The sequence below is a fragment of the Bradyrhizobium sp. WBOS07 genome, from assembly GCF_024585165.1.
Lineage (GTDB): Bacteria > Pseudomonadota > Alphaproteobacteria > Rhizobiales > Xanthobacteraceae > Bradyrhizobium > Bradyrhizobium japonicum_B.
On record NZ_CP029008.1, the window covers coordinates 1,919,635 to 1,943,820 of the forward strand.

The following is a 24,186-nucleotide window of genomic DNA, read 5'->3' on the forward strand; positions in this document are numbered from 1 at the left end:
CTTAGCCCTTCGGAGGATAGGGATCGTGCCCGTAGGAATTCTTGTCGCGAATCCGACCGTCCGGCCGATGAATGACGACTTCGCTCTGCTGGTTGATCGCGATCTCCCGTGCAGCCCGTTCGGCATCTCCCTGGGTCGGATGGATCGAGGTTGCCCTCTCATTCCTTTCGCCACGCACGGCCCATTCGTCACCGTGCGGAACGACATGCTGATTCTTGCCTGCCATGCTCACAACTCCTGATTCCTTGACCTGATTCGCAAATCGTAATAAGTAGCTATACGCTCTGTCATAGCCTGAGCCGAAGAAATAGCCCCGCGGGGCTGTCGACGATCTAGACATGGAACTCTATACGATCTGTCATGGCCGAGTCAAGCGCACCAAAAGACTTCGCCTCTCGCCTGCGCAAAACGCGCGAAACGCGGGAGCTAAGCCAATCCGAACTGGCCAGGGAAGCCGGCATGCAACCTTCGGCCATCGCCCATTTTGAGGCTGGGCGCCGCAAGCCGTCGTTCGACAACGTGCGAGCGCTCGCGAAGGCGCTGAAGGTCTCGGCCGACTACCTACTCGGGGCGCAAGCCGCGACGACCGCCTTTCGCGACGAAGACAAGCTGAGCGCAAAAGATCGACTTTTTATTCAGAACATCATCGACACAATGATTAAGGACAAGAAATAGGGGGCGAAACATGGCGGGCTTTCGGTTGAAGATGGCAACCCAGCACGGCGAAAAGGTCGCTGAGGAATTTGGCTTCAATCAGTTTCCAGTTAGACCTCGAGAGATCGCCAAGGCCAGGGATATTGTCATCCAGGCGAAACCAGCCGAAGTGACGGGCGTGTCCGGCGCGATCATCTTCGCCGGTGATTCGGCCACCATCATCTACTCCACCGAGCACGGCAACGAAGGCTTCGAGAATTTCTCCATTGGCCATGAGCTGGGGCATTGGTTCCTGCCGGGCCATCCCGAGGAGATTATCAAGGCCGGCGGCGCGCACATGTCCCGCGCCAATTTTACACAGAATACGTCGATCGAGCTGGAGGCTGACCACTTCGCCAGCGGCCTTCTCTTGCCGTCCAATCTCACACGCAACCTGCTCTCCAATTATCAGATCGGCCTCGACGGCATTCTCAAGCTGGCTGAGAAGGCCCATTGTTCGATCACGGCTGCCGCGATTCGGGCCGCGGAGTGCGGCAGCTATCCGATGGCGATCATCGTCAGCAAGGGCAACGAGATCGCATATGCGTTTACCTCGGAGTCTTTCAAGAATCTCGGCAAGCTAGCGTTCTTGCGAAAAGGCGCTCCTTTGCCCGACGGAGCGACGCAGAGGTTCAACGCGGATGCGGCGAATGTCCTTCGCGCCGAACGCGCCGTTGGTGAAACCGACTTGGCGACATGGTTCGACGGCCCGGGTCGGATCACTCTTGATGAAGAGATCATCGGCCTTGGCAAATACGGCTACACCTTGACCGTGTTGACCAGCGAGGGGCTGCCCGAAGCCCCTCTCGATGAGGAGGATGAGGATGCTGAATTGGAGCGAAGCTGGACACCCCGCTTCGCTTATGGCCGGTAGCCACATCCGACATTGGGCCGATTAGCAGGGCCATGCTGCGGGCCGTGGGATTGCCCTCGAACTAATACGGGTGTTGCACCCCCCGCAACCATCCCCTCTTCGAAACAGTATTATGACCCTTCCGGTAATTTCGGCTGCCGGAGATGATATTTCGGACGTGGCCGTAGTCCAGGAAGGTCGAAAATGCTTTATCTTTCAGCGGGGGCTGACTGACACTCTCTCCGTCGCACTGCTTCTCCATTGTATCCGGCCGTTCGAAGCCACGGCAAAGCATTGGATCTAGGCGACAACGGCTGTTGCGGTTATCTCAGGCGGACAAGCGCAACGCGATGCAACGGATGCGAAATCGATCCTTCCAGCACGAGATGCACAAGCGTCGACGATTATCACATGAGCTTTGCGACGGGTTGAATTGGGCAACTTAACAGGCCTGATGATAGGCGACTCAAGCCTGCGCGCCTCCCTTGATCGGCATCACCTTCTTGGGATCGAGCCAGTGGTCGATCCGATCAGCCCAATGCTGCATCAGCTTCGTGCGCGAGCCGATCAGCGCGAGGGGTCCGTGCTTCTTGTAGAGACCTTCCACAGTAGAGTTATCGAGATGTGCGAGCTGCAGCTCGACGACATCGCCATCCCATGCCTTGGCGTCCTTGATCTCTTCGTGGTGAGATAGAGTCGAGAACGTGGTCCGGAATCCGTGGGCACAATGATCAGTCTTGGTATCAATGCCAAGCAGCCGCAAGCGCTTGTTGAGCGTATTGTTTGATAGCGGCGCGTCCTTCGAGCAGGAAAACGCGTACCGGCGATGGCCGGTCAGCTTCTGGACGCTACGCAGGATCGCGAGTGCCTGTCGTGACAAGGGCACAACATGGTCCCAACCGGTCTTCATCTTGGGAGCTGGAACAGTCCAGCGTTTGGCATCCCAATCGACCTCGCCCCATTCCATTTCATTGACCATGCCGGGGCGGGGAATGGTCAGCGCATTGAAGCGCAAGGCAAGGCCAACGACGTCACCAAATCTCGCTCTCGTCCACGGTGCGCTGATAAGTTTGAAGACGCGCGTGACGTCGCGTGGTTCGGTGACACCGGGACGCGGCGTCGAAATGTTGGCAATCATCTGTCCATTCAGGTTGCGGAATGGATTGTAGCCGTCGCCTTCGACGTCGGCATAGTCGCAGATCTGCTCGCCGATGCTGCGCACTCGGTCCCGGGTTTCCAGCCTTCCCTCTGCTTCATATGAACGCATGAAAGCGAGCACGTCGGGACGCTTGATGTCCTGCCTGCACAGCTTGCCGAAGCGAGCCTTGACGTAGCCGACGCGCAGCTCGAGCACCTCGACGGTCTTGGGGTCGCGCACTGCGACGATCCTGCCGCGCTTGACTTTCTCCACCTTCTTCTTGGCGAGCCACTCATCGGCCCATTGCGCGAAAGGCCGGGCGGCGGCCTGCTTGTGCTTGTCGAGCTGCTTCTCGATGCTCGGGTCTTTGCCTTCCTTGAGCAGGTCTTTGGCCTTGTCGCGCTCGCGCCGCGCGTCTGCGAGCGAGAACGTGCCATCCCTGCCGTTGCCGTAGGGGCCGATGGAGTAGGTTTTCTGGCGGCCGTGGAAACGGTAGTCCATCCGCCAGAGCTTGGAGGCAGCGTTGCCGGGCCTGCTCACGTCCGGCGTGACGAAGAGATAGAGCCAGCCGCCGGTCACGTCGGAAATCTTAGCGGGACTCCACGCGCCATTGTCGAATTTCGGTCGGGCGGCGCGGCAGTCGACGTCGGTCTTAATCTGCTTGGGATTGGCGCACGCGCCGTCGTTCTTGCCGCCCATCGGCTCAATTCCTTCATTCGGCAAAGCGAAAGTCGCCGTGAACGTTTGTTCTCCCGATACCAGCAAAAATACCAGCAAATCGGGCGGCTGGGATCGGAGGAGAACAAACGGTGACGAACTAGAACGTACGCGGAAGTGCCTATTTTTCAAGGCTTTCCGAGCACGGTGCGGACGGTTGCGGACGTTTCGGAACGGGCTTGAACAGCCTGGTTGGTGCCCCTGGCCGGAATCGAACCAGCACTCCTTGCGGAACTCGATTTTGAGTCGAGCGCGTCTACCAGTTCCGCCACAGGGGCCCTCGGTCGGCCCTTGGAGGGAGCGTCGCGAAGCCGGCGGACTATAGCCATGGACAAAGCGGGGTCAACCCGCGCCAAAGTGATGTCCGCCGTTCTCGACAGCTGCCTGGACCGGGGCTAGAGGCTAAGGCCACGCCGCATCCGGAAGAGGCCGCCGTGACGACCCAGAGTGCCGCAATACCTGCATTCAGGCCGGGGGCCGCGAGCCCCGCGCTGACGGCCTCGCTACTCGTCACGTTGATCGCGGCCGCGGCCATCGCGGGCGCCTGGTTCTTCCAGCTCGTGCTGGAGATCCTGCCCTGCCCGCTCTGCCTCGAGCAGCGCTACGCCTATTACCTCGCGATTCCGCTTGGCGCGCTCACGGCTTTTGCTGCAAAGAATCACGCGCCGCGGCCGCTGCTGCTGGCGGGGCTCGCGATTCTCGCGCTGGCGACGCTCGCCAATGCCGGCCTCGGCGCCTACCATTCCGGCGTCGAGTGGGGATTCTGGAAGGGACCGACCGATTGCAGCGGTCCCGTCGTCAATCTCGGCAATGCCGGCGATCTGTTTTCACGGCTCGACACCGTCAAGGTGGTGCGCTGCGACGAGGTGCAGTGGCGTTTCCTCGGCCTCTCGCTCGCCGGCTACAACGTGCTGATCTCGCTGCTGATGGCCGCGGTCGCCGCGTGGGGATTTGCGGCGACGGCGAAACGTTCGTAGCTGCCGTAGGGTGGGCAAAGGCGCGCTCTTCGCGCGCTGTGCCCACCATCATTAACGATTGAGAGAGATCGTGGGCACGGCGCTGCGCGCCTTTGCCCACCCTACGAGAGCTGTGCCCTGTCAATCGTCCACGTCGTCCTGGGTGCGCCCGAACAGATGCACGATGCCCGGCGTTGCGATCGTCACGAACACGAAACGCGACAAATGATGGGCGCCGACGAAGATCGGGTCGATGTGCAATGTCAGCGCCAGCGCCAGCATGGCGTCCATCGCGCCCGGCGCGAAGGCGACCACGATGTCGGAGAACTTGACCTGCGTGGTGAGCGCGACGATGCCGACGAAGATGGCGGAGACGGCGATGGCGACCGCGAACGAACCCAGAGCCGCATTGATGTGACCGGCGAGCGTCTTGATCCGCATCCGCGCGAAGCGGCTGCCGATCAGCGCGCCGATGCCGACCAGCGCGACGCCGCGCACCCAGTCCGGCAGGCCGCCCTCGACCCAGCCGGCGCCATGCAGGACGCTGGAGGCGATCATGGCGCCGAACATCCAGCTCGCGGGAAATCTGATCAGCCGCAGCACCAGCGCCATGGCCAGCGAGGCCACGACCAGCTCCACGAGGTCGAGCGGCGAGGCAATCGTCGTCGTCGTCAGCGACGGCACGGCGGAGGGGACCACGCCCGCGATCGCGAGCACCATCGGCAGCGCCGCGGTGAGGATGATGACGCGCATGGTCTGCACCACCGCAATGCCCGGCAGGTCGGCGCCGCGCTCGACCGCGAGAATCGTGATCTGCGACAGCGCGCCGGGGCTGCCGGCCAGGAAGGCCGAGGTGCGGTCCCAGCCATGGATGCGCTGGAGGTAATAGCTGGAGCCGAAGGTCGAGCAGAAGGTCGCGAGTGCGAGCAGCCCGATGGTGAGAGGATAGGCGCCGACCTGTTGCAGCAGATGGCGCGAGACCACCGAGCCCAGCGAGATGCCGAGCAGCACCAGCACGGCCTGGGTCAGCAGCGGCGGCAGCGCCAATTGGCGGCCGGCGATGGCGGCGATGCCGACCGCGATCATCGAGCCCGAGATCAGCCCGCCGGGAAGGCCGGCGAGGAGAAACACCAGGCCTCCGGCGGTGCCGATGACGAGCGTCTCCGCCGTGCTCAAGAGCTTGGCACGGCTCGGCCATTCGAACGGCAGGGAGGTGGTGATGTGCTTCACGCCGCCTTATCGCAAATCGGCGGCAGGCGCACAATTGCGGGCTCTTCATGCCGCAATGCGTGCGCCTCGCCGTCGCGCGCGGAGGGGCGCGAGGGTTATTTCTTGTCGGCGGCGGGCGCGGCAGGGGTGGCAGGGGCAGCGGTCGCGGCAGGCGCGGCGGTGCCGGCCCTCGCTTCCTTCTTGCACTCGCGACGGAATTTCTTGCGCTCCTTGCCCTTCAGCTCCTTGGCGTCGGCCTGCTTGGAGCATTCGATCGACTCGGCCGTGCGCTCTTTCGCTGCCTTCGCGGCCTCGGTCTTCACATCGGTCTTCACATCGGTCTTGGCCGCCGGCGCAGCGGTCTGCGCGAAGCAGGTCGCGGTTGCGAGCAGGGAGGCGAGGGCGATTGCGGCGAGGCGAGAGGCGAGGGTCATGGGGTTGCACTCATCTTGCGAGTATTGCGAGGGCTGCGAACCTCAGCTCGCGTTGCTGAACGCGACATGAATAATCCGGAGCAAGACGCTCACTATATTTTGGCAGCAAGCGCCCTCGCGTTCTTGTCGCAGATGGCCGGCACGCTAGGATAGCAATTGTTATTTCACTGCCCCATCGGGGGAAGATCAACGAGGAGACCCAGGGATGACCATCCGATCGAAATTGCTGTGCGCGATTGCCTTGTCGGGATTCGCTGCGCTCGCGCTGTCGGCGCCGGCGCAGGCGCTGACCGCGCAGGAGTGCAGCGCGAAATACCAGGCGGCCAAGAAGGACGGCTCGCTCGGCACCATGAAGTGGAATGACTTCCGCAAGGCCCAATGCGGCGCGGATGCGACGCCGGCCGCTGCGCCGACCGCGGCCGCGCCGGCCGCGCCCGCGGCTCCCGCCGAGCCGAAGCAGGCGAAGAAGGAGGCGGCCCCTGCCGCCGCGCCGACCCTGCCGGCCGGTCCCGCCGTCTATCCGAACGCGGTCGATCCGAAATACGCCAAGGAGACCCCCGGCAAGGCGCGCCTGCACACTTGCGTCGACCAGTACAATGCCAACAAGACCACCAACGGCAATGGCGGCTTGAAGTGGATCCAGAAGGGCGGCGGCTATTACAGCGAATGCACCAAGAAGCTGAAGGGCGCCGCCTGAGCCCGGACGCGATGCCGAGGCCGGGGCAACGCTCCGGCCTCTTCCTCTAATCCAGCAGCTCGTCTAATCCAGCAGCTTCTCGGCCGATTTCGCCACCAGCTGCGACCGCTTGCGCGGGCCGCGCTCGACGAACAAGAGGCTCTGGCCGAAGATGAAGCAGTAGAACAGGAAGGCCTGCGCCTCGGCCTCCTCGGCCGCAAGCCCGGTGGCGCGATAGAGCTCGGCGACGTGCTTGAGCCGCGCGGCGTCGACGCCCGCCACCGCCGCCGCGGCGTTCTCGTCCGAGCGGGCCCATTGCCGGATCGCGAGCTCGATCGCCATGGCTTCCGGATTGAGCCGCTCCGAATAGAGCTGGATCACCGCCTTCAGCCGTTCGCGGGGCGTCTGACCGTCGAGGCGCGTCTGCTGCGCGACCGATGCAGCGCGTCCCTCGCGCCAGCGTTGCAGCATCGCATCGAGCAGCGCGCCGCGGTCGGCGAAGCGGCGGTAGAAGCCGCCCTTGGTGACGCCGAGATTCTTGGCGAGCACCTCGACCCTGACACCCTCGACCCCCGAGCGAGCGAGTTCGGCAAAACCCGCCTCGACCCAGACATCGCCCTTGCCGTCGCTCATGAAGGAAGCCTCTCGGAATCTGATACGGTGCCGTATTGCTAACTCGTCTCGCGCTTGATACGCTACCGTATCGCGAAAACGCAGGGAGAGGCGTGCACATGGACCGAGGCCAGCGCGAATCCGCATCCTTCGCTCGTGCCGTCCGCGAGATCGCTCGCCGGCCTCTGGCCGCCAAGGCCTGAGCCATGGCTGCGTTCGAGCCGAAGAACCCGGGCTATCGCGCGGCGGCCATCGCCATGTTCGATCGCCAGCCGGCGATGCACACCCTCGGCATCGTGATCGTCCGTCTCGCGCCGGGGGAGGCCGAGCTGGCGATGCTGCATTCGGCGGCCTTCACCCAGCAGAACGGCTTTGTCCATGCCGGCATCGTCACCGCCGGGCTGGACAACGCCTGCGGCGTTGCCGCCTTCACCCTGATGCCGCGCGAGGCGGACATCCTCACCGTCGAGTTCAAGACCACGCTGCTGGCGCCGGCCAGGGGCGAGCGCTTCGTCTTCAAGGCCGAGGTGGTCAAGCCCGGCCGCACGCTGACCTTTTGCGAGGCCAAAGCCTTTGCCGAGCATGAAGGCAGGACCACGCTGATCGCCACGATGACCGGGACGTTGATGGCGATGCTTCCGCGCATTCACGCAGCTGGTGCCATGACATCGCCGCCGTGACGCTCTATATGACCGTAACAATTCCCGACCCCGAACCGTATTCGGGAAGATGGGACCGAAACGGGACGAGATATGGCTGGATCTGGGAATAAGGGCCTGGTGCCGACGCGGCGCGCGGCGCTGACACTGATCGGAGTGGGCGCCCTCGCGGCAGGCCGCATCACCCCGGCACTGGCAGCCGCCGGTGACGACGAGGTGCTGACCGAAGCCAAGGTGCTGCGCGATCCCGACACGCCCGTCGCCGGCAATCCCAATGGCAACGTCACCATCGTCGAATGGTCCGATTACAATTGTCCCTATTGCCGCAAGCTCGAGCCGGAGCTGCGCCAGGTCGTCCAGGACGACGGCAAGGTGCGGCTGGTGATGAAGGACTGGCCGATCCTCGGGCCGGTCTCGGTCACGGCGGCGCGGTCCGCGCTCGCGGCGAAATTCCAGGACAAGTATCACCAGGCGCATGACGCCCTGATGGCCGTCAGCTCGCGCCTGACCGAGCCGCGCATCAACGAGTTGCTGGCGGCGGCCGGCGTCGACATGGATCGCCTGAAACGCGATCTTGCCGGCCGCGGCAGCGACATCGATGCCCTGCTCAAGCGCAACAATGATCAGGCCGAAGCCTTCGGCTTCCGCGGCACCCCGTCCTTCATCGTCGGCAAGTACCGCGTGCCGGGCGTGCTCAGCATGGCCGAGTTCGAGCAGGTCATCGCCGATGCCCGCAAGGCCAAGATGAACTGACGCGTACAGCCTTGATCGCAGCCAACACAAAGGCGCCGCCGCGGATCCGCGACGGCGCCTTTTTCATGATGGAGCGTCGTTACTTCGACGAGATCCGGACCCAGTCCTTGTGGGCGCGATCGCGCAACGCATCCCAATCCGCCTTGGCGACGTCCCAGTTCACGATGGTGCGATTGGTGACCGCGACCTGGCCATTGGCGACGGAGGATGTCTGCATGGAGTCATAGACATAAACGCCGCCCGCGAGCAGCAGCGCGCCCAGGATCATTCCGAAAAGAGTCTGCATGGCGAATCTCCAATGACGGGCGATAACGTCGTCCCGATATGAATGTTCCCGGCAGTGCAGCGCGGATAAGGAGAGGCCGTTCATTCCGCATTCAGCCACTGCACCAGCTCCGCGTTGATCTCGCGCGGATAGGTGTGGCTGAGGTCGTCGATCTCGCGATAGGTGACGTCAGCGCCGGCAGCCGCGAGCGCCGCCTGCGTCTGGCGCGCGGTCTGCACGGGGAACATCCAGTCGAGCTTGCCGTGCGTGATGAAGATCGGCAGACCCTGCAGGCGCGTGGCGTCGGCCATCTCCGCCATCAGCGGGTGGAAGGTCGCGGACACCGGCGCCAGATGGGTGAAGGGCGAGGCGCCGTCGAGCCCGCTCACATAACAAAAAGTGCCGCCGTCGCTCATGCCGGTCAGCAGCATGCGCGAGGCATCGATGGCCCAGCGGCTGCGCACGGTCTCCAGGATACGCACGAGATTGGGCGTATCGGCATCGTCGCCCATCAGCGCCCAGGTCGGGCCGGTCGCGGTCGGCGCCACCAGGATGGCGCCGAGGCTGCGCGCATCGCGCAGCCAGCTCCACAGGAAGCCGCGTCCGTTGCCGCTGCCGCCATGCAGCGCCATCACCAGCGGCATGGCGCGATCGGGCCTGTAATATTCGGGCACGTAGATCGAGAAGCCGCCGCGGCTGCCGGGTTCGTTGTGGTCGTGGAAGATGCCAGTATCTTCGCCTGCGCCGGCTTCGAGCCGAGATAGCACGTCCGTATTGTCGCGATTGGCGGCGTTGAGGAAGAAGCTGCTCACCGGCGGAAACTGCATCGCCAGCGGATAGAGCGCCTCCTGCGCGCGCGGCAGGTGGCGCAGCGCGCGGAACACCGCGACGAGATCGCCGTTGCCGCGCTCGACCTCACGGATGCCGGCAAAGGCGGCGAGCGTCGCGTCGCAGGCCGTATCGAGCCGCTCACGCAGCCCGGCGAATTGGTCCGGCCAAGCTCCGGTCGAAGCCCGTGCCTTCCGCAGCACCTCGTCCGGGACGCCGACCGTGTTCATCACGGAGGCAAAGGCCGGCGGGTGCAGATGCCGGGCGAAAAACCCGAGCGCCTCCATCGCATTGAGCAGCGGTGGCAGCACGGCCACGATGTCGTCGATCACGGCCTCGCTCATCGCGGCTTCCTTCAGCGGAAAATCAATGCAGCTTCGGCGCCTTCAGCAGCTTGAAGCGGTCGGTCGAGGCCACCGTGACGTCGAAGGTGACGCCTTCGTGGTGCACGGTGAGCGGCACGTCGACGCCGGCGGCGCCGAGCGCCCACATCTTCTTGTAGAACGCGGTCTGGCTGGTGACCTTGTCGCCGTCGACGGCAAGGATGACGTCGCCGGCCTTGAGCTCGGCGCGCGCGGCCGGACCGTTGGCGGAGATTCCGATCACCACCACGCGATTGTCGATCTCGGTCGAGTAGAGCCCGAGCCAGGGCCGCGCCGGCTTGTTGACGCGGCCGAACTTGCGCAAGTCCTCCAGGATCGGCTTCAGCAGGTCGATCGGGACGATCATGTTGACGGGCTCGGCCTTGCCGCCGCGTTCGCGCTCCAGCTGAAGCGAGCCGATGCCGATCAGCTCGCCGCGCTCGTTGAGCAGCGCGGTGCCGCCCCAGTTCGGATGCGCGGGATAGGTGAAGATGGCTTCGTCCAGCAGGTATTCCCAATAGCCGGCGAACTCCTGCTTGGCCACGATCTGGCTCGCGACCGAGCGCGTGCGGCCGCCAGCACCGCCGACCACGACGCGGTCGCCGAGCCGGGCGTCGGCCGAGTTGCCGAGCGGCAGGGGCTCGATATCAAGATCGCCGAGTGCCTGCACCAGGCCGAAGCCGGTCTCGGAATCGAAGCCGACCGCATGACCCTCCACCACGCGCCCGTCGGCGCGGTGCAGCCACACCGATTCCGCCTCGGTGATGAGATAGCCGATCGTGAGCACCAGCCCGTCTTCGATCACGACGCCGTTGCCGGCGCGTTCGGTGCCCAGCGTCTCGGCGCTGAAGGCGTCAGGCGGGATGATGGCGTGCAGGCCGACGATGGATCCGAGTGCGCGGTCGAGGTCGAAACCGTAATCGCTCGCACGCGGCTGGTTGGCCGGCGGCACTCTCCATTCGGTCAGGGCGGACATGGAGTTTCTCCTGGCTGAGAACATCGCTGCCGTGCTGGCGGAACGACGCACGATGCATGGATAATTTAGGCCGGCAGAGCCCGTCTTGAAAGGCTCGTTCCCAACTATTCGCAAGAGCGTCGCGTGAAATCTTCGAAAGGCACGGGAACGCCCAGCATACGAGCGGCGAGCCCCTCAATCCGGCATGCGCCGCATGGCTGATGCCCCCGCCGCTGCTAGGCGAGGTGCGGTGAAGCTGCTAACCATTGCCGCTTGGTTTGACCTTGGGATCACGGACGACAGACAATGGACAACCGCAGCGACATCTGGCGTGGCGTCGACACGATCAAGGCGCGTTTCATCGACCTCAGCGACAGGGTCTGGGGCATGCCCGAGGTGTGCTATACCGAGGCGCGGTCCGCCGCCGAGCATCTCGCCGAGCTGCGTCATCAGGGTTTCCGCGTCACCGAGAAGGTCGCCGGCATTCCGACCGCGGTGATGGGCGAGTGGGGCGAGGGCGGTCCGGTCATCGCCTTCATGGGAGAATATGACGCGCTGCCCGGCCTCAGCCAGCAAGCGGGTGTCGCCGAACATCGTCCGGTCGAGGCCGGCGGCCACGGCCATGGCTGTGGTCACAATCTGCTCGGCTCCGCCGCGCTGCTCGCCGCGACCGCGGTGAAGGACTGGCTTGCCGAGAACAAGGTGCCCGGCCGCGTGCGCTATTATGGCTGCCCGGCCGAAGAAGGTGGCGCGGCCAAGGCGTTCATGGTGCGCTCCGGCGCGTTCGAGGACGCCGACATCGCCATCACCTGGCATCCGCACAGCTTCTGGGAGGTCGCGGTGACGCCCTCGCTCGCCAACACGCGCGCGGATTTCATCTTCACCGGCCGAACCTCGCATGCCGCCGCTTCGCCGCATCTCGGCCGTTCCGCGCTCGACGCGGTCGAATTGATGAATGTCGGCGTGAACTACATGCGCGAGCACATGCCGAGCGACGCGCGCGTGCATTACGCGCTGCTCGACACCGGCGGCATCGCGCCGAACGTGGTCCAGGCCCATGCGCGGGTGCGCTATTCGATCCGCGCGCGTGATCTGCCCGGCATGAACGAGCTGGTCGAGCGCGTCTCCAAGATCGCGCAAGGCGCGGCGCTGATGACGGAAACCAAGGTGGAGATGAAGATCATCTCCGCAGTCTCCAACATCCTGCCGAACGCGCCGCTGGAGCAGGCGCTGCACCGGGTCATGGAAGAGCTCGGACCGCCGCATTTCGACGATGCCGACAAGAGCTTTGCCGGCCAGATCCGCGCGACGCTGAGCGACAAGGATATTGCGTCGGTCTATTACGCGATCGGCATGGAGCCGACCGATCGGCCGCTGGCCGACTTCCTGGTGCCGCTCGATGCCAAGCGTAACCCTCTGGTCGGATCGACCGACGTCGGCGACGTCAGCTGGGTGGTGCCGACCGTGCAGGTCCACGCCCCGACGGTCGCGATCGGCACGCCTTTCCACACTTGGCAGGTGGTGGCGCAGGGCAAGAGCCCGCATGCCCACAAGGCCATGGTGCAGGCGGCCAAGGCGATGGCCGGTCTCGGCATCAAGGCGCTGACGGATCCGGAGCTGATCAAGGCGGCCAAGGCCGACCTGAAGACGCGCACCGCGAGAACACCTTATGTCTGTCCGCTGCCGGATCACGTCGAGCCGCCGCTCGACATGTCCGTCGCGTAGAATTTTGCCTCGATACTTCGTCTGATCGGGCGAACAAATTTTCCGCAGTGCAGCGTGCAATCCAGCGTGTTTTGATGCCGGATTGCCGAACGGATGGGCTGCGGAACGCGGTTTTGCCCAACAGACAGCCAGAAGACCGTTTGCATACACACGGTCCCAGTTGACGCGCCCCCCATTCGGTGTGCCATCTACTGCCAGCTATTTGGGCGGCCGCCTTCGCCGGCCGTCTTCATCACGATGGGAACCAGACGGGGGACAACCATGCTGGATAAAGAACTGCGTTCGATGATCGGGCAGGTGAAGGACGGGCGAATGGATCGCCGCGCCTTCATCAAGCGCATGGCGGCGGTCGGCCTCACCGCTCCCCTGGCCAACCAGATCCTCGCGCTCGGCGGCGTCGCGATGGCCCAGGGCGCCTCGCCCTACAAGCCGACCAAGCGCGGCGGCGGCGGTGCGCTGAAGCTGTTGTGGTGGCAGGGACCGACCTTGCTCAATCCGCATTTCGCCACCGGCACCAAGGACCAGGACGGCTCGCGCCTGTTCTACGAACCGCTCGCCTGCTGGGATCCGGACGGCAACATGAAGCTGGTGCTGGGGGCGGAGATCCCGTCGATCCAGAACGGCCTGCTCGCCGCCGACGGCAAGTCGGTGACGTGGAAGCTGAAGCCCGGCGTGAAATGGCACGACGGCAAGCCGTTCACGGCCGATGACCTCGTATTCACGTGGCAGTACATCAAGGATCCGGCCACTGCGGCTGTGACCATCGCAACCTATCGCGATCTCACGGTCGAGAAGATCGATGATCTCACCGTCAAGATCACTTTCCCGAAGCCGACGCCGTTCTGGGCCGACGCCTTCGTCGGTGCGACCGGCCAGATCCTGCCGAAGCACCTGTTCGCCGATTTCATCGGCTCCAAATCGCGCGAAGCCCCGAACAACCTCGCGCCGGTCGGCACCGGTCCCTACAAATTCGTCGAGTTCAAGCCGGGCGATCTCATCCGCGGCGTGATCAATCCCGACTATCACATGGCCAACCGGCCCTATTTCGACACGCTCGAGATGAAGGGCGGCGGCGACGCCGTCTCGGCCGCGCGTGCGGTGATCCAGACCGGCGAGTACGATTTCGGCTGGAACATTCAGGTCGAGGACGACGTGCTGCTGCGCCTGGAGAAGGGCGGCAAAGGCAAGACCGTCTACGCCGTGGGTGGTGACACGGAGTTCATCGCGCTCAACTTCACCGATCCGAACGTCGAGATCGACGGCGAGCGGTCTTCGATGAAGACCAAGCATCCGTTGTTCTCGGATCCCGTCGTACGCAAGGCGCTGTCTCTGTTGGTGGACCGCGAGTCCGTCAAGAAGGCGATCTACGGCCGCGCCGGGCGCACGACCGCGAACTTCCTCAACGGCCCGGAGAAGTTCGTCTCCAAGAACACGAGCTGGGAGTTCAACATCGAGAAGGCGGCCAAGATGCTCGAGGACGCCGGCTGGAAGCCCGGCGCCGACGGCATCCGCGAGAAGGACGGCAAGAAGCTGAAAATCGTCTATCAGACCTCGATCAACGGTCCGCGCCAGAAGACCCAGGCCATCGTCAAGCAGGCCTGTCAGAAGGCCGGCATTGACGTCGAGTTGAAGTCGGTGGTGGCTTCGGTGTTCTTCTCGTCGGACGTCGCCAATCCCGACACCTATCCGAAATTCTATGCCGACATCGAGATGTTCCAGATCCCGCTGAGCCAGCCGGATCCGTCGCAGCACATGCGTCGCTACCTTTCCAGCAACGTCGCGACCAAGGAAAACAAGTGGCAGGGCACCAACTTTCCGCGCTGGGTCAATAAAGAGTACGACGCGGTGATCCAGGCCGCCGACAGCGAGATGGATCCGGTCAAGCGGGCCGCGCACTACATCAAGGCCAACGACCTGATGTGGCAGGACACGGTGTTCATCCCCGTGATGCATCGCCTCAAGGTCGAGGTGGCTGCGAACAATCTGCGCCCGGTGATCTCCGGCTGGGCCAACGAGACCGACAACTTGTTCGACTGGTATCGCGAGGAATGATCCCCCAAAGCTAGACGGGGCTTCCCCTCATGAGCCAATACGTCCTGCGTCGCCTGCTGATCGCGATTCCGAGCCTGCTCGGAATCTCGGTCGTCCTGTTCGTCGTGCTCGCGCTCGCGCCCGGCGATCCGTTTTCCGAGTTGGCGACCAACCCGAACGTGCCGCCCGAAGTGCAGGCGGCGCTTCGGGCCAAGTTCGGCCTCGATGACCCGATCTACCTGCGCTATCTGCACTGGCTCAACGCCATGCTGCATGGCGACTGGGGTTTCTCCTTCGTCAGCCGGATGGACGTCGACCAGTTGATCCTCCAGCGCCTGCCGGCCACGCTCTATGTGATCGGCTCGGCGCAGATCCTGGCGCTGCTGATCGCGATTCCCGTCGGCGTCTACGCCGCGACGAAGCCCTATTCGCTGTTCGACCAGGTCGCGAACACGCTCGCCTTCGTCGGTTTCTCGCTTCCGACCTTCTTCACCGGCATTCTGTTCATCCTGATCTTCTCGATCACGCTGGACTGGCTGCCGTTCGTCTATACCACCGACATCAAGGCGACCGGTATCCGCTGGGTGCTGGAAATGATCCGCCAGGCGATCATGCCGGTGGCGGTGCTCGGCCTGTTCCAGGCGGCGTCGATGACGCGCTTCGTGCGCTCGGCGATGCTTGACGTGATCCGTCTCGATTATGTCACCACGGCGCGTGCAAAGGGCCTCGGCCAAGCCAAGGTCATCGTCAAGCACGTCATGCGCAACGCCATGATCCCGGTCGTGACCCTGATCGCCTTGCAGATGCCGGCGGTGTTCGGCGGCGCGATCGTCACCGAGCAGATCTTCCGAATCCCCGGCATCGGCTCGTTGCTGATCTCTTCCATTCTTTCCAACGACACGCCGGTTGTGATGGCCGTCACCTTCGTCTTCGCGTGCCTTGTCGTTCTGTTCAACCTCATCGCGGACGTGCTTTATGGCTGGCTTGACCCTCGCATCTCCTTCCGCTGAGCGGCGCGTCTACTCGCCCTGGCGCGAGACGTGGCGGCGCTATAGCCGGCACAAGCTTGCGGTGGTGAGCGCGGTCCTGCTCCTCGTTCTGATCCTGGCGGTGGTGCTCGGCCCCTTCGTCTGGCGCGTCAAGATGGACGACATCGATATCGTTGCGGGCATGCAGGGGCCCTCGCTGGCCCATCCCTTCGGTACCGACGATCTGGGGCAGGACATCCTCGCCCGCATGATCTATGGCGGGCGCATCTCGCTGGCGGTCGGTCTTGCCGCCATGCTAGTCTCGGTCCTGGTCGGCGTGCTGATCGGCGCGCTCGCCGGCATGTCGCGTGGTGCGCTCGGCCATGGCCTGATGTGGCTGACCGACCTGTTCCTGTCGCTGCCGCAGCTGCCGTTGCTGCTGCTGCTGATCTATCTGTTCCGCGACGGGCTGAAGCAGGCGTTCGGACCCGAGGGCGGAATCTTCATCCTGATCGTGCTCGTGATCGGCGGCCTGCGCTGGATGCCGGTCGCGCGGCTCGTGCGCGCGCAGTTCCTGTCGATCCGCGAGAAGGAATTCGTCGAAGCTGCACGCGCGCTCGGCGCCAGCCCGGTGCGGCAGGTGGTGCGCCACATCCTGCCCAATGCGCTCGGCCCCGTGATCATCGCCGGCACCATCGACGTCGCCGCCGCCATCATCGCGGAATCGACCCTCTCCTTCCTCGGCCTCGGCTTCCCGCCTGATACCCCGACCTGGGGCCGGCTGCTGTACGACGCCAAGGACTTTCTCGACATCGGCCCGCATTGGGCGCTGTTTCCGGGCGGCGCCATCTTCATCGCGGTGGTCGCCATCAACTTCATCGGCGACGGCCTGCGTGACGCGCTCGATGCGCGACGGGTGATCTGATGGCGCCGCTGCTCGAGATCAAGGGCCTCAAGACCCACTTCTCCACCGACGACGGCATCCTGCAGGCCGTCGACGGCGTCGATATCTCCATCAATCGCGGCGAGACGCTCTGCGTCGTCGGCGAATCCGGCTGCGGCAAGACCGTCACCGCGATGTCGATCCTGAAGCTGATCGCGATGCCGCCGGGACGGATCGCAGCTGGCCAGATCATCTTCGAGGGACGCGATCTCGTGCCGCTGACCAGCAATCAGCTGGACGAGATCAGGGCCAAGGAGATCGGCTTCATCTTCCAGGAGCCGATGACCTCGCTCAACCCGGTGCTCACCATCGGCGAGCAGATCGCCGAGAGCCTGCGGCGGCACGAAGGGCTGAACAAGAAGCAGGCGCTCGAGCGCACCATCGAGATGCTGAAACTGGTGCAGATCCCGAACGCGGAAGGCCGCGTGCACAATTATCCGCATCAATTCTCGGGCGGCATGCGCCAGCGCGTGATGATCGCGATGGCGCTCGCCTGCAAGCCGAAGCTGATCATCGCCGACGAGCCCACCACGGCGCTCGACGTCACCATCCAGGCCCAGATCCTCGATCTGCTCCAGGACATGAAGGACCGCTTCGGCATGGCGGTGATGCTGATCACCCATGCCATGGGCGTCGTCGCCGAAACCGCCCAGCGCGTCGTCGTGATGTATGCCGGCAAGGTGGTGGAGGAGGCGGCCGTCGACGAGCTCTTCGGCGATCCCCGCCATCCCTACACCCAGGGCCTGATCCGCTCGATCCCGCGCATCGACCTCGACAGCGAGCACAAGACGCGACTGGAGGCGATCGGTGGCTCGGTGCCGATCCTGATCGATCCGCCGGTCGGCTGCCGCTTCGCGCCGCGCTGCAAGTTCGCCATGAACGTCTGCACCGAGAAGGAGCCGCTGCTGCGCGAGATCGCGCCGGGCCATCGCATGGCCTGTCACCTGGGAGATCTGAGCGTGGGAGCTGCGTCATGAGCGAACCCTTGCTCCGCGTCAGCGGCCTGAAGAAACATTTCCCCGTGCTCGGCGGCCTGTTGTCGCGCCAGGTCGGCACCGTCTATGCGGTCGACGGCGTGTCGTTCTCGGTCAACCGCGGCGAGACGCTCGGTCTCGTCGGCGAATCCGGTTGCGGCAAGTCGACCACGGGACGCTGCGTGTTGCGCCTGATCGAGCCGACCGATGGCGAGGTCAGCTTCGACGGCCAGGACGTGCGCAAGCTCGGCGGCGATGATCTGCGCGCGATGCGGCGGAACATGCAGCTGGTGTTCCAGGATCCGTTCGCCTCGCTCAATCCGCGCATGACGGTCGGTGCGATTCTCGGCGAGGCGCTGGTCATCCACAAGCTCGGATCCTCGGCGAAGGAGCGCGATGAGCGCGTCGCCAGCCTGCTGGTCAAGGTGGGGCTCAAGGCCGAGCACATGCGGCGCTATCCGCACGAATTCTCCGGCGGCCAGCGCCAGCGTATCGTGATCGCGCGGGCGCTTGCGGTTGAGCCGAAGCTGATCGTCTGCGACGAGCCGGTGTCGGCGCTCGACGTGTCGATCCAGGCCCAGGTCATCAATCTGCTGGAAGATCTCCAGGCTGAGCTGAACCTCACCTATCTCTTCGTCGCGCACGACCTCTCGGTGGTCGAGCACATCTCCGACCGCGTCGCGGTGATGTATCTCGGACGCATTGTGGAGCTGGCGAAAGCGAGCGATCTCTACCGCAATCCGCAGCATCCCTACACCAGGGCGTTGTTGTCGGCGGTGCCGGTGCCCGATCCCAAGCTGAAGCGCGAGCGCATCCGCCTCAAGGGCGACGTGCCGAGCCCGATGAAGCCGCCCTCGGGCTGCCACTTCCACACCCGCTGCCCGATCGCCCAGCCGCGCTGCGCGGAGAGCGCACCGGCGCTGAAGGAGGGGGCGAACGGTCACCTCGTGGCCTGCCACCTGGCGTGATGGTGCGGCGCGACTGTCTTGCGGGGACGAACTTGCGACGGAGATCAGCGAGGCGTGCCGTTCGTCGTCCGCAGTGACTGGACGAAATCGAGCACCGCCAGAATCACCACGCCGACCACAATGATGATGAGCGGAACGGCCTTGATCCAAACCAGCAGGATCCCAAGAAAGGTGATCATGAGCGCGAGGCCGATGAGTCCGGTGATCAGATTGGTCATCGCACGTTCCTTTTCTCCGCGCGGGGAGCCGAGTTCGTCCCGGCGCCCGGGACGTTGCGCCGAGCGCTGCCACGCGTACGCCCGATCGTCCTGACGAGCCAGCGCGCCGTGCGCAAGAGGCGAGCATCGTTGCCGCGGCGGCCGACGAGCTGCACGCCCAGCGGAAGGCCGGCTTCGGAACGCATCAAGGGCAGGCTGATGGCGGGCACGCCGAGATAGGTCCAGAGCGTGCAGAAAACCGGGTTGCCGGTCGTTTCGATGCCGGGCGCCGCACCCGGCGCCGCGGGCGTCAGGACGGCGTCGTACTCGTCGAAGATTTGGTCCAGAGCCTGGTTGAGCGGCGCAATCCCGGCCAGGGCGCCGCAATAATCCATCGCGAGATGCGCGCGGCCGCGCTCGATCGCCTGGCGCAGGCGTGGGCTCAGCCTGTCGCCGCCTCGCTGATAGTCGCGCCGCAGATTGTGCGCCATATCGACTTCCATGATGATGCGGTGCATATCGACGGCCCTGTCGAAGCTCGGCCCGAGCTCGACTTCGCTGCACGCCTCGCCCAAAGCCGCGACGAGCTCGGCAAAGGCCTCGCGTGTCACCGGCTCGGCCTGATCCCAGACCGGAGAGCGCACGAAGGCAAATCGCGGCGGCAACGGCGGCTCGCTCGCCGCTACCGCAGAGAATGGCGGGCGCGCAACAGGCCGCGTGTCCAGATCCTCCGGGTCGAAGTCGACCATGACCTCGGACAGCAGGGCCACGTCCTCCACGCTGCGTCCGAACACGCCGACATGGTCGAGCGTGCGCGACAATTCGAGCGCGCCGCTGCGCGGAATGAGGCCATGCGAAGGCTTGAAACCGACCACGCCGCAGAAGGCGGCAGGACGGATCACCGAGCCGTTGGTCTGCGAGCCGACAGCACCCGGCACCATCAGCGCCGCGACGGCCGCGGCGGAGCCCGAGGACGATCCGCCGGGCGTGTGATCCGGGTTGTACGGATTTCGGGTCTTGCCCGGATTGTAGTACGCGTACTCGGTGGTCACCGTCTTGCCGAGGATCACGGCGCCGGCCGCCCGCAGACGCGCCACGGCCGCCGCATCGCGCCGCGGCGTGCGTCCGGCCCACAGCTCCGATCCGAACTCCGTCGGCATGTCGCCGGTGTCGAATATGTCCTTGATGCCCACGGGCACGCCATGCAGCGGGCCTATGGCCTTGCCGTGCTTGCGATGATCGTCAGCAGCCTCGGCCTGCCGCATCGCGTGGTCGCGATCAAGAAAAGCCCATGCCTGGATATCGCGATCGACCGCCTCGATGCGCTCGAGGCAGGCGCCGACGAGCTCTTCCGAACTGAGCCGGCCGTCGCGGATGCCGGCCGCGGCTTCGATGAGGCCGAGCGCGCTGAGACTCATGCGCGGCCTCTCGGTGGTCTGCCGGGCGCGCTCATCGCGATCCATAGAGATAGGTGGGCAACCACAATGCGATCCCCGGGAAGATGTAGACCAGGGCCATGGTGAGGAAGACCAGGCCGACGAAGGGCAGCGCGCCGGAGAAGATGTCGGTCAGCTTCACCTGAGGCGGCGCCACGCCCTTTAGATAGAAGGCCGCCATCGCGACTGGCGGCGTGTTGAACGCCGTCTGCGTGTTCAGGGCCACCAGGATGCCGAAGAAGATCGGATCGATGCCGTACTGGGGCAGCAGCGGCAGGAAGATCGGCACGAAGATGATGATGATCTCGGTCCATTCCAGCGGCCAGCCGAGCAGGAAGATGATCACCTGGGTCAACAGCAGGAAGCCGATCGGCGACAGGTTCAGCGCGGCGAAGAACTGCTCGACCACGGTCTGTCCGCCGAGGACGGCAAACACTGCGGAGAACGTCCACGATCCGATGAACAGGTAGCAGACCATCGCGGTGGCACGCACGGTCAGATAGACCGATTCGCGCATCATCGTGAAGTTGAGCGAACGATAGGCGGCGGCCAGAACGATGCTCATGAGGGCGCCCACCGCGGCTGCCTCGGACGGCGTCGCCAGGCCGAGCAGGATGGCGCCGAGCACCGAAACGATCAGCAGCGCCAGCGGCAGGAACGATGTGGCGAGCGCCCAGATGACCGTGCTGAGCGGCACGTTGGTCTGCTCGGGGGGCAGCTTCGGCGCCAGCGCGGGATTGATGATCGCGCGCGACATTGCATAGAGGACGTAGAGTCCGGCCAACAGGAAGCCCGGAAAGAAAGCGGCCGCATAAAGCTTGACCGCCGAAACGCCGGCGGTTGCCGCATAGACGATCAGCAGAATGCTCGGCGGAATCAGGATGCCGAGGCAGCCGCCGGCGCAGACGACGCCTGCCGACAGCTTGGTGTCGTAGCCGGCGCGCAGCATCGCCGGCAGGGCCAGCAGGCCCATCAGCGTGACGACGGCGCCGACGATGCCGGTCGCGGTCGCGAACATCGCGCAGGTGATCAGCGTGGCTACCGCCAGCGCGCCCGGCACGTTCTTCATCGACAATTGCAGCGAGTAGAACAGGCGGTCGAGGATGTTCGCGCGCTCGATCAGATAGCCCATGAACAGGAACAGCGGAACCGCCACCAGCACATCGCTGGACGTGACCTCGAACGTCTTCTGCACCAGAAGGGTGAAGATGCGGTTCTGGAAGAAGTCCTGGCCGGGGGTGTAATAGGCATAGTAGCCGAACGAGACGCCCATCGCCATCAGCGTGAAGGCGATCGGGAAGCCGAGCATGATGATGAAGATGAAGAGGCCCAGCATCAACATGCCGAGTTGAGGATCGGTCATGCGCCTGGTGCCTTCTCGCTCTGCGGCTCGGCCGCCTGCTGCTGATGTTCGCGGATGACGAGGCTCTCGGTCTCCTCCACGTCGTGCAGGCGTTGCGGCCATCGGCCGGTGCGGATGCAGAGCACACAGCGGATGATCTCGGCGAACCCTTGCAGAAACAGGAGGAAGCCGGTGAGCGGGATCAGCGCCTTCAGCGGAAACACCGGCACTCCGGCCGGACTGAAGATGCTGACCTCGCGGAAGCGCACCGACATCTGGGCGTAGTTCCAGCCCGAATACATCAGTGCCGCGATCGCCGGCAGGAAGAACAGGATATACAGGACGAGGTCCATCGTCGCCTGGGTGCGCGGCGACCAGAGGCGGTAGACCACGTCGGCACGCACATGGCCGTTGCGCGAGAGCGTATACGCGCCGGCCATCAGGAACATCGCGCCATAGGTGATGTAGCTGATGTCGAAAGCCCAGGTGGTCGGAGCACGCAGCACGTAGCGCACGAAGACCTCGTAGCTGACACCCAGTGTGAGGACGAGAATCAGCCAGGCGAACGCCTTGCCCACCCAGGTGCTGAGCTCATCGATGAAGAACAGGAATTTCGTCATGCGAGCTGAACTCGCTGCGAGCAGACCATCCGGATGTCCCCCTCCCAAGTCGCGGGCGGCGCTTCAATTGCGCCGCCCCTCACGATACGATGCGCTGCGACAGCGGTCAGACCTTGAGCACGCCCGGGAAGTGATGCTCGAAGGCGCCGCGGTAGTCCGTCGCGTTGTTCATGTTGTAGTAAACCACGCGGCGCACCCATTCCTTCTGCGAGTCCATCACCTTCTTCATGAACGGATCCGAGCCGAGCTGGGCGATCAGGCCGTCCCAGGCCTTGATCTGCGCGTCGAACACCGACTTCGGCGTCCGCTGGACGTTGACCTTGTCCTTGTTGATCAGCTCCTGCAGGTCCTTCGAATAATAATCCATGGCCTTCCACTCGTTGGCGGAGGACACGGCTTCGGCGGCGTATTGCAGGATCGCCTGCTGTTCCTTCGGCAGCGCGTTGAATTTGGTCCGGTTGAACATGATCTCGAAATATTCCGTCGCCTGATGGTGGCTGCCCATCATGTAGTTCTTGGCGACGTCCTGTGCGCCGAAGCGCCGGTCGGAGGTCGGATTGTTGAACTCGAACCCGTCGATCACGCCGCGCTCCATCGCGGGCACGATCTCGCCGCCCGGTAGCTGCGCGACGGATGCACCCATCGCCTGGAAGAGATCGGCGGCAAGGCCCACCGTGCGATATTTCAAGCCCTTGAGATCGGCATCGCTGGTGATCGGCTTCTTGAACCAGCCGAGCGGCTGGGTCGGCATCGGCATGGCGAAGAAGCTCTTGATGTTGACGTTCATGATCTTGGTCTGGAGCTCCTCAAACAGCTCCTTGCCGCCGCCGTTGTGGATCCAGCCGAGGCCTTCGTTGGCGTTAAAGCCGAACACGGGACCTGTCCCGAACAGCGATGCTGCCTTGTGCTTGCCGTACCAATAGACCGTCACCGTGTGGGCCGCGTCGATCTGGCCGCCATGAACACCGTCGAACACCTGGAACGGATGCACGACCGAACCGCCGACCAGATAGTCGATGCGGAGCCGGCCCCCGGCCATCTCGTTGACGCGCTTCACATAATCTTCGGCCATCTCGTTGAAGACATCGGCCTTGCCCCACGAGCCCTGCATCTTCAGGGTCGCTGTCTGCGCCCGGCTGACTTGGGGCATGGCGATGGCAGCAGCGCCGGTCGCGCCGGCGGTGAGCAGGAATTTGCGACGAGTCGTTCTGGTCTTTTCAGACTTAGCAATCATGGACGTCCTCCCTGGCGGCCTGGCTTGTTCGAATGCGCTTGTGCGCCTCGTTTATGACCGCTGGAGGTATGCCGCATTCCAGCGACTTTGATCACAGTTTGGACGCAATGCCGGCATCCGACAAGCTTCGCGATGTCGCATTTTGGATGTCGGCGAGCTTTTTTGTTTGCGGGAGCCGCATGTGTGTTGTGTCGCAGCGCATCAAATGTAGACGCTCTCTCAGACCTGGGAGAGCGTCTTAGGCTTGGAGACGTCTCAGGCTTGGAGACGCCTCAGGCTTGGGAAAGCTGCGTGTGCACCGCCGAAACGGACCAACGGCGGGTCAATGGCAATGACGGTCGAATGCGAGCTCTTCAGCGTCACCCGCAGCTGCGCCGGCAAGGGCAGCATTCGCTTCGGCCGGTGAGCGCCGTCATTCCTCCAGTGTGAAGCCGACGCGCAACGTGACCTGATAATGGCCGACGGCGCCGTTCTCGATGTGGCCACGAGTCTGCACCACCTCGAACCATTTCATCTCGCGAATGGTCTTCGAGGCGCGGCTGATCGCGTTCTGGATTGCGTCCTCGATCGAGGTCTCCGACGATCCGACCAGATCCAGAATTTTATAGACATGATCTTTTTCAGCTGCAGCCATGATG

General features: G+C 64.2%; 26 protein-coding genes and 1 tRNA gene. 12 read left to right on the plus strand and 15 right to left on the minus strand.

The features are described 5' to 3' along the window. Position 1 precedes the first annotated feature (1 nt). On the minus strand, positions 2-226 hold the full coding sequence (locus DCM79_RS08970; protein ID WP_006018771.1) for a DUF2188 domain-containing protein: 225 nt from the start codon (positions 224-226) through the stop codon (positions 2-4). A 134-nt stretch (positions 227-360) separates the two neighbouring features. Here DCM79_RS08970 and DCM79_RS08975 point away from each other — a divergent pair, with 134 nt between their 5' ends. Both DCM79_RS08975 and DCM79_RS08980 read left to right on the plus strand, forming a co-directional pair. Beyond that, positions 361-675 (plus strand): helix-turn-helix domain-containing protein, encoded by a 315-nt coding sequence (locus DCM79_RS08975; protein WP_013500416.1) that lies wholly within the window; start codon positions 361-363, stop codon positions 673-675. A gap of 10 nt (positions 676-685) precedes the next feature. Beyond that, positions 686-1,567 carry an ImmA/IrrE family metallo-endopeptidase gene (locus DCM79_RS08980; RefSeq protein ID WP_006018773.1) on the plus strand — a complete coding sequence of 294 codons (882 nt, stop codon included), beginning with the start codon at positions 686-688 and terminating at the stop codon, positions 1,565-1,567. A 445-nt stretch (positions 1,568-2,012) separates the two neighbouring features. Here the strand turns inward: DCM79_RS08980 and DCM79_RS08985 are convergent, their stop codons facing one another. Together DCM79_RS08985 and DCM79_RS08990 are read right to left on the minus strand one after the other, a co-directional pair. Beyond that, positions 2,013-3,383, minus strand: a complete 1,371-nt coding sequence (locus tag DCM79_RS08985) for a site-specific integrase (protein ID WP_006018774.1) — start codon at positions 3,381-3,383, stop codon at positions 2,013-2,015. 211 nt (positions 3,384-3,594) lie between these two features. Beyond that, a tRNA-Leu gene (locus DCM79_RS08990) sits at positions 3,595-3,679 on the minus strand. 156 nt (positions 3,680-3,835) lie between these two features. Between DCM79_RS08990 and DCM79_RS08995 the strand changes: the two genes are divergently transcribed. Continuing rightward, a complete protein-coding gene (locus DCM79_RS08995; protein WP_257179511.1) occupies positions 3,836-4,378 on the plus strand; it encodes a disulfide bond formation protein B in 543 nt (180 codons plus the stop codon). A 120-nt stretch (positions 4,379-4,498) separates the two neighbouring features. On the opposite strand, the gene DCM79_RS09000 is transcribed toward DCM79_RS08995, so the two are convergent. Both DCM79_RS09000 and DCM79_RS09005 read right to left on the minus strand, forming a co-directional pair. Then, entirely contained in the window at positions 4,499-5,587 is a 1,089-nt protein-coding gene (locus DCM79_RS09000; protein ID WP_257179512.1) for an AbrB family transcriptional regulator, read from the minus strand. A gap of 95 nt (positions 5,588-5,682) precedes the next feature. Further along, positions 5,683-6,000, minus strand: coding sequence for a PsiF family protein (locus DCM79_RS09005; protein ID WP_257179513.1), 318 nt, complete (start codon positions 5,998-6,000; stop codon positions 5,683-5,685). A gap of 205 nt (positions 6,001-6,205) precedes the next feature. On the opposite strand from DCM79_RS09005, the gene DCM79_RS09010 reads away from it, so the two are divergent. Continuing rightward, positions 6,206-6,697: a hypothetical protein gene (locus DCM79_RS09010; RefSeq protein WP_257179514.1), complete on the plus strand. Its 492-nt coding sequence runs from the start codon at positions 6,206-6,208 to the stop codon at positions 6,695-6,697. 63 nt (positions 6,698-6,760) lie between these two features. Here the strand turns inward: DCM79_RS09010 and DCM79_RS09015 are convergent, their stop codons facing one another. Next, a complete protein-coding gene (locus DCM79_RS09015; RefSeq protein WP_257179515.1) occupies positions 6,761-7,309 on the minus strand; it encodes a TetR/AcrR family transcriptional regulator in 549 nt (182 codons plus the stop codon). Positions 7,310-7,494: 185 nt separating this feature from the next. On the opposite strand from DCM79_RS09015, the gene DCM79_RS09020 reads away from it, so the two are divergent. Continuing rightward, positions 7,495-7,968 (plus strand): PaaI family thioesterase, encoded by a 474-nt coding sequence (locus DCM79_RS09020; protein ID WP_257179516.1) that lies wholly within the window; start codon positions 7,495-7,497, stop codon positions 7,966-7,968. Positions 7,969-8,040: 72 nt separating this feature from the next. Further along, the gene (locus DCM79_RS09025; RefSeq protein ID WP_257179517.1) at positions 8,041-8,700 is read left to right on the plus strand and encodes a DsbA family protein; all 660 of its coding nucleotides are present in this window, start codon (positions 8,041-8,043) and stop codon (positions 8,698-8,700) included. A gap of 79 nt (positions 8,701-8,779) precedes the next feature. On the opposite strand, the gene DCM79_RS09030 is transcribed toward DCM79_RS09025, so the two are convergent. The 3 genes from DCM79_RS09030 to DCM79_RS09040 form a co-directional block, all read right to left on the minus strand. Next, the gene (locus tag DCM79_RS09030; RefSeq protein WP_257179518.1) at positions 8,780-8,986 is read right to left on the minus strand and encodes a hypothetical protein; all 207 of its coding nucleotides are present in this window, start codon (positions 8,984-8,986) and stop codon (positions 8,780-8,782) included. Between the two features lie 80 nt (positions 8,987-9,066). Beyond that, entirely contained in the window at positions 9,067-10,137 is a 1,071-nt protein-coding gene (locus tag DCM79_RS09035) for a phospholipase (RefSeq protein WP_257179519.1), read from the minus strand. A 22-nt stretch (positions 10,138-10,159) separates the two neighbouring features. Then, a complete protein-coding gene (locus DCM79_RS09040) occupies positions 10,160-11,131 on the minus strand; it encodes a S1C family serine protease (protein ID WP_257179520.1) in 972 nt (323 codons plus the stop codon). A gap of 285 nt (positions 11,132-11,416) precedes the next feature. Between DCM79_RS09040 and DCM79_RS09045 the strand changes: the two genes are divergently transcribed. The 6 genes from DCM79_RS09045 to DCM79_RS09070 all read left to right on the plus strand — a co-directional run bounded on the left by DCM79_RS09045 (position 11,417) and on the right by DCM79_RS09070 (position 18,719). Then, a complete protein-coding gene (locus tag DCM79_RS09045; protein ID WP_257179521.1) occupies positions 11,417-12,835 on the plus strand; it encodes a M20 family metallopeptidase in 1,419 nt (472 codons plus the stop codon). A gap of 261 nt (positions 12,836-13,096) precedes the next feature. After that, positions 13,097-14,887, plus strand: coding sequence for a peptide ABC transporter substrate-binding protein (locus DCM79_RS09050; protein WP_257179522.1), 1,791 nt, complete (start codon positions 13,097-13,099; stop codon positions 14,885-14,887). A gap of 29 nt (positions 14,888-14,916) precedes the next feature. Continuing rightward, positions 14,917-15,876, plus strand: a complete 960-nt coding sequence (locus DCM79_RS09055; RefSeq protein ID WP_028134105.1) for an ABC transporter permease — start codon at positions 14,917-14,919, stop codon at positions 15,874-15,876. Then, positions 15,842-16,759, plus strand: coding sequence for an ABC transporter permease (locus DCM79_RS09060; RefSeq protein ID WP_028134106.1), 918 nt, complete (start codon positions 15,842-15,844; stop codon positions 16,757-16,759). Before DCM79_RS09055 ends, DCM79_RS09060 begins: the two co-directional genes overlap by 35 nt. Continuing rightward, complete coding sequence (locus tag DCM79_RS09065) at positions 16,759-17,754, plus strand: ABC transporter ATP-binding protein (protein ID WP_257179524.1); 996 nt, start codon at positions 16,759-16,761, stop codon at positions 17,752-17,754. Before DCM79_RS09060 ends, DCM79_RS09065 begins: the two co-directional genes overlap by 1 nt. Next, positions 17,751-18,719: an ABC transporter ATP-binding protein gene (locus DCM79_RS09070; RefSeq protein ID WP_257179525.1), complete on the plus strand. Its 969-nt coding sequence runs from the start codon at positions 17,751-17,753 to the stop codon at positions 18,717-18,719. The genes DCM79_RS09065 and DCM79_RS09070 overlap by 4 nt, the downstream gene beginning before the upstream one ends. Before the next feature lie 44 nt (positions 18,720-18,763). Here the strand turns inward: DCM79_RS09070 and DCM79_RS09075 are convergent, their stop codons facing one another. The 6 genes from DCM79_RS09075 to DCM79_RS09100 all read right to left on the minus strand — a co-directional run bounded on the left by DCM79_RS09075 (position 18,764) and on the right by DCM79_RS09100 (position 24,182). After that, positions 18,764-18,937, minus strand: a complete 174-nt coding sequence (locus tag DCM79_RS09075) for a hypothetical protein (RefSeq protein WP_155253262.1) — start codon at positions 18,935-18,937, stop codon at positions 18,764-18,766. Beyond that, positions 18,934-20,334, minus strand: a complete 1,401-nt coding sequence (locus DCM79_RS09080) for an amidase (protein ID WP_257179526.1) — start codon at positions 20,332-20,334, stop codon at positions 18,934-18,936. The genes DCM79_RS09075 and DCM79_RS09080 overlap by 4 nt, the downstream gene beginning before the upstream one ends. Positions 20,335-20,365: 31 nt before the next feature. Then, on the minus strand, positions 20,366-21,715 hold the full coding sequence (locus DCM79_RS09085) for a TRAP transporter large permease subunit (protein WP_257179527.1): 1,350 nt from the start codon (positions 21,713-21,715) through the stop codon (positions 20,366-20,368). Beyond that, a complete protein-coding gene (locus tag DCM79_RS09090) occupies positions 21,712-22,314 on the minus strand; it encodes a TRAP transporter small permease subunit (RefSeq protein ID WP_257179528.1) in 603 nt (200 codons plus the stop codon). The genes DCM79_RS09085 and DCM79_RS09090 overlap by 4 nt, the downstream gene beginning before the upstream one ends. Before the next feature lie 106 nt (positions 22,315-22,420). Continuing rightward, entirely contained in the window at positions 22,421-23,548 is a 1,128-nt protein-coding gene (locus DCM79_RS09095) for a TRAP transporter substrate-binding protein (RefSeq protein ID WP_028134112.1), read from the minus strand. Positions 23,549-23,960: 412 nt separating this feature from the next. Next, the gene (locus DCM79_RS09100) at positions 23,961-24,182 is read right to left on the minus strand and encodes a dodecin (protein WP_028134113.1); all 222 of its coding nucleotides are present in this window, start codon (positions 24,180-24,182) and stop codon (positions 23,961-23,963) included. Positions 24,183-24,186 lie beyond the last annotated feature (4 nt).

Excerpts from the sequence above, each read along its gene's own strand:
- DCM79_RS08970 (WP_006018771.1), bottom strand. The coding sequence starts at position 226 with ATGGCAGGCAAGAATCAGCATGTCGTTCCGCACGGTGACGAATGGGCC.
- DCM79_RS08975 (WP_013500416.1), top strand. The coding sequence starts at position 361 with ATGGCCGAGTCAAGCGCACCAAAAGACTTCGCCTCTCGCCTGCGCAAA.
- DCM79_RS08980 (WP_006018773.1), top strand. The coding sequence starts at position 686 with ATGGCGGGCTTTCGGTTGAAGATGGCAACCCAGCACGGCGAAAAGGTC.
- DCM79_RS08985 (WP_006018774.1), bottom strand. The coding sequence starts at position 3,383 with ATGGGCGGCAAGAACGACGGCGCGTGCGCCAATCCCAAGCAGATTAAG.
- DCM79_RS09005 (WP_257179513.1), bottom strand. The coding sequence starts at position 6,000 with ATGACCCTCGCCTCTCGCCTCGCCGCAATCGCCCTCGCCTCCCTGCTC.
- DCM79_RS09010 (WP_257179514.1), top strand. The coding sequence starts at position 6,206 with ATGACCATCCGATCGAAATTGCTGTGCGCGATTGCCTTGTCGGGATTC.
- DCM79_RS09015 (WP_257179515.1), bottom strand. The coding sequence starts at position 7,309 with ATGAGCGACGGCAAGGGCGATGTCTGGGTCGAGGCGGGTTTTGCCGAA.
- DCM79_RS09020 (WP_257179516.1), top strand. The coding sequence starts at position 7,495 with ATGGCTGCGTTCGAGCCGAAGAACCCGGGCTATCGCGCGGCGGCCATC.
- DCM79_RS09025 (WP_257179517.1), top strand. The coding sequence starts at position 8,041 with ATGGCTGGATCTGGGAATAAGGGCCTGGTGCCGACGCGGCGCGCGGCG.
- DCM79_RS09030 (WP_257179518.1), bottom strand. The coding sequence starts at position 8,986 with ATGCAGACTCTTTTCGGAATGATCCTGGGCGCGCTGCTGCTCGCGGGC.
- DCM79_RS09035 (WP_257179519.1), bottom strand. The coding sequence starts at position 10,137 with ATGAGCGAGGCCGTGATCGACGACATCGTGGCCGTGCTGCCACCGCTG.
- DCM79_RS09040 (WP_257179520.1), bottom strand. The coding sequence starts at position 11,131 with ATGTCCGCCCTGACCGAATGGAGAGTGCCGCCGGCCAACCAGCCGCGT.
- DCM79_RS09045 (WP_257179521.1), top strand. The coding sequence starts at position 11,417 with ATGGACAACCGCAGCGACATCTGGCGTGGCGTCGACACGATCAAGGCG.
- DCM79_RS09050 (WP_257179522.1), top strand. The coding sequence starts at position 13,097 with ATGCTGGATAAAGAACTGCGTTCGATGATCGGGCAGGTGAAGGACGGG.
- DCM79_RS09055 (WP_028134105.1), top strand. The coding sequence starts at position 14,917 with ATGAGCCAATACGTCCTGCGTCGCCTGCTGATCGCGATTCCGAGCCTG.
- DCM79_RS09060 (WP_028134106.1), top strand. The coding sequence starts at position 15,842 with ATGGCTGGCTTGACCCTCGCATCTCCTTCCGCTGAGCGGCGCGTCTAC.
- DCM79_RS09065 (WP_257179524.1), top strand. The coding sequence starts at position 16,759 with ATGGCGCCGCTGCTCGAGATCAAGGGCCTCAAGACCCACTTCTCCACC.
- DCM79_RS09070 (WP_257179525.1), top strand. The coding sequence starts at position 17,751 with ATGAGCGAACCCTTGCTCCGCGTCAGCGGCCTGAAGAAACATTTCCCC.
- DCM79_RS09075 (WP_155253262.1), bottom strand. The coding sequence starts at position 18,937 with ATGACCAATCTGATCACCGGACTCATCGGCCTCGCGCTCATGATCACC.
- DCM79_RS09080 (WP_257179526.1), bottom strand. The coding sequence starts at position 20,334 with ATGAGTCTCAGCGCGCTCGGCCTCATCGAAGCCGCGGCCGGCATCCGC.
- DCM79_RS09085 (WP_257179527.1), bottom strand. The coding sequence starts at position 21,715 with ATGACCGATCCTCAACTCGGCATGTTGATGCTGGGCCTCTTCATCTTC.
- DCM79_RS09090 (WP_257179528.1), bottom strand. The coding sequence starts at position 22,314 with ATGACGAAATTCCTGTTCTTCATCGATGAGCTCAGCACCTGGGTGGGC.
- DCM79_RS09095 (WP_028134112.1), bottom strand. The coding sequence starts at position 23,548 with ATGATTGCTAAGTCTGAAAAGACCAGAACGACTCGTCGCAAATTCCTG.
- DCM79_RS09100 (WP_028134113.1), bottom strand. The coding sequence starts at position 24,182 with ATGGCTGCAGCTGAAAAAGATCATGTCTATAAAATTCTGGATCTGGTC.